Annotated in this window: 2 protein-coding genes; both read right to left on the bottom strand. The window is 69.5% G+C overall.

The window, feature by feature from the left end; all coding sequences use genetic code 11:
* Positions 1–278: 278 nt before the first annotated feature.
* Entirely contained in the window at positions 279–1964 is a 1686-nt protein-coding gene (locus ACFU6K_RS35140) for a ribonuclease J (RefSeq protein ID WP_117487801.1), read from the bottom strand.
* Between the two features lie 171 nt (positions 1965–2135).
* Positions 2136–3035 (bottom strand): 4-hydroxy-tetrahydrodipicolinate synthase, encoded by a 900-nt coding sequence (gene dapA, locus ACFU6K_RS35145; RefSeq protein ID WP_380670103.1) that lies wholly within the window; start codon positions 3033–3035, stop codon positions 2136–2138.
* Positions 3036–3157: the final 122 nt, after the last annotated feature.

Raw genomic sequence — 3157 nt, forward strand, 5'->3', positions numbered from 1 at the left:
TCGGACCGCCTTCCAGCGGACCCTCCGGGCTTCGTTCTTTCGTGTTTCCAGCTTATCAGATGTTTTCCGCTCCGTTTTCCGGAGTTTCATTCATCCGATTTGCTTTCGCCTTTCGGCGCTCCCGAACTCTATCAGAGTCTTTCGGTCCGTTTTCCCCGGTCGTTCTCGAATTCGAATTCGAGCCCGTTTCCGAGGGGCCGTCCCGTGGGGCAACCCGGAGAACATTACGCACCGGGTCGCCCCACGTCAAACCGGCCTCAGCCGGTGTTGAGCAAGCGTCAGACCTCGACGACGACCGGCAGGATCATCGGCCGGCGGCGGTAGTTGTCCGCGACCCACTTGCCGATGGTCCGGCGGACCAGCTGCTGCACCTGACGGGGCTCCAGCACGCCGTCGCTCGCCGAGCGGTCCAGGCCCTCCTGGAGCTTGGCGACGACCGGGCCGAAGGCGTTGTCGTCGATGCCGGAGCCGCGGGCCTGGATGGTCGGGCCGCCGACGATCTTGCCGTTGGTCGAGTCGACCGCGACGAAGACCGAGATGAAGCCCTCCTCGCCGAGGATCTTGCGGTCCTTGAGCGAGGCCTCGGTGATGTCGCCGACCGAGGAGCCGTCCACGTAGACGTACCCGGCCTGCACCTTGCCGACGATCCGGGCGACGCCCTTCTCCAGGTCGACGCAGACGCCGTCCTCGGCGATGACCACGCGGTTGCGCGGCACCCCGGTGGCGATGCCCAGCTCGGCGGCCGCGCGCAGGTGGCGCCACTCGCCGTGGACCGGCATCAGGTTGCGCGGCTTGCAGATGTTGAAGAAGTAGAGCAGCTCGCCGGCCGAGGCGTGGCCGGAGACGTGCACCTTGGCGTTGCCCTTGTGCACGACCTTGGCGCCCCAGCGGGTCAGGCCGTTGATCACCCGGTAGACGGCGTTCTCGTTGCCCGGGATGAGCGAGGAGGCCAGGACGACGGTGTCGCCCTCGACGATGCGGATCTGGTGGTCGCGGTTGGCCATCCGGGACAGCGCCGCCATCGGCTCGCCCTGCGAACCGGTGCAGATCAGCACGACCTCCTTGTCCGGCAGGTCGTCCAGCTGCTTGACGTCCACGACCATGTTGCCGGGGACCTTCAGGTAGCCGAGGTCGCGGGCGATGCCCATGTTGCGGACCATCGAGCGGCCGACGAAGGCGACCTTGCGCTTGTACTCGTGCGCGGCGTCCAGCACCTGCTGGATGCGGTGCACGTGGCTCGCGAAGGAGGCCACGATGATGCGCTTGTCGGCGTTCGCGAAGACGTTGCGCAGTGCCGCCGAGATGTCCCGCTCGTGCGGGATGAAGCCCGGGACCTCGGCGTTGGTGGAGTCCACCAGCAGCAGGTCCATGCCCTCCTCCGCCAGCTTGGCGAAGGTCGGCAGGTCGGTCAGGCGGCCGTCCAGCGGGAGCTGGTCCATCTTGAAGTCACCGGTGGCCACGACCATGCCGGCGGGGGTGCGGACCGCGACCGCCAGGGCGTCGGGGATGGAGTGGTTGACCGCGATGAACTCGCAGTCGAAGGGGCCGATGCGCTCGCGCTCGCCCTCCTTGACCTCCAGCACGTACGGCCGGATGCGGTGCTCGGCGAGCTTGGCCTCGATCAGGGCCAGGGTCAGCTTGGAGCCGATCAGCGGGATGTCCGGGTTCTCCCGCAGGAGGAAGGGGACGGCGCCGATGTGGTCCTCGTGCCCGTGGGTGAGGACGATGCCGTCGACCTTGTCGAGGCGGTCCCGGATGTAGCTGAAGTCCGGGAGGATCAGGTCCACGCCGGGCTGCTCGTCCTCGGGGAAGAGGACGCCGCAGTCGATGATCAGGATGCGGTCGCCGTACTCGAGGACCGTCATGTTGCGGCCGATCTCGCCGAGGCCGCCGAGCGGAGTGATGCGGAGTGCGCCCTCCTTCAGTGCCGGGGGCGCGCCGAGCTCGGGGTGCGGGTGGCTCAAAAGACTCTCCTCACGACGCACGCCATATGCCCGGGGTCCTCCCCCTGGAGACATATGGCGCGCGTACTCAGTGTCGTTTTCCTACTGGGTCTGTGCTCTCGCGCCTACGGTCCGGTCCAGCGGCGGACCCGGGGAGGTCCGGCGAGCCGGGGGCGCGCACGTCCGTGTCTGCTAAAGGTGTACCCCGCCGGCGGCGAGATCCTGCTTCAATCGCTCGATCTCCTCGGGCGTCGCTCCGACCAGCGGCAGTCGCAGCGGGCCGGCCGGCAGGCCCTGGAGTTCCAGCGCGGCCTTGGCGAGGATCACGCCCTGGGTGCGGAACATACCGCTGAACACCGGCAGCAGGCGCTGGTGGATGCTCGTGGCCTTGACCACATCGCCCGCCAGGAAGGCCTCGACCATCGCCCGCAGGTCCCCCGCCACCACGTGCCCGACGACGCTGACCACGCCGACGGCTCCGACGGACAGCAGCGGCAGGTTGAGGATGTCGTCGCCGGAGTACCAGGCGAGGTCGGCGCGGGCGATGGCCCAGGCCGCGGCGCCCAGGTCGCCCTTGGCGTCCTTGTTGGCGACGATCCGCGGGTGCTCGCCGAGGCGGACCAGCGTCTCGTGGCTCAGCGCGACCCCGCTGCGGCCCGGGATGTCGTACGCCATGACCGGCAGGCCGGTGGCGTCGGCGACCGCGGTGAAGTGCCGGTACAGGCCCTCCTGCGGGGGCTTGTTGTAGTACGGCGTGACGACCAGCAGGCCGTTCGCCCCGGCCGCCTCCGCCTGGCGGGCCAGCTCGACGCTGTGGTGGGTGTCGTTGGTGCCGACGCCGGCCACCACGTGGGCGCGGTCCCCGACCGCCTCGACCACGGCGCGGACCAGCTGGGCCTTCTCGGCGTCGCTGGTGGTCGGGGACTCACCGGTGGTGCCGTTGACGACGAGGCCGTCGTTGCCGGAGTCCACGAGGTGCGTGGCGAGGCGCTGGGCGCCGTCGAGGTCGAGCGCGCCGTCGGCGGTGAACGGGGTGACCATGGCGGTCAGGACCCGGCCGAACGGCGTCTGGGGGGTGGAGGTCGGAGCCATGCGTCCAAAGCTACTCGTAGGCGGTGGGGCGGTACCCATGCCGGTCCGGTGTTCGGACAGGTGCGGCGCGTCGGTGGCGCGGACGTGGGATTCCGGTGCTGCCCGCTCGGGGGTACGGCCAA

Origin of the sequence: Kitasatospora sp. NPDC057512, assembly GCF_042802135.1 — a bacterium.
Lineage (GTDB): Bacteria > Actinomycetota > Actinomycetes > Streptomycetales > Streptomycetaceae > Kitasatospora.

Excerpts from the sequence above, each read along its gene's own strand:
- dapA (WP_380670103.1), bottom strand. The coding sequence starts at position 3,035 with ATGGCTCCGACCTCCACCCCCCAGACGCCGTTCGGCCGGGTCCTGACC.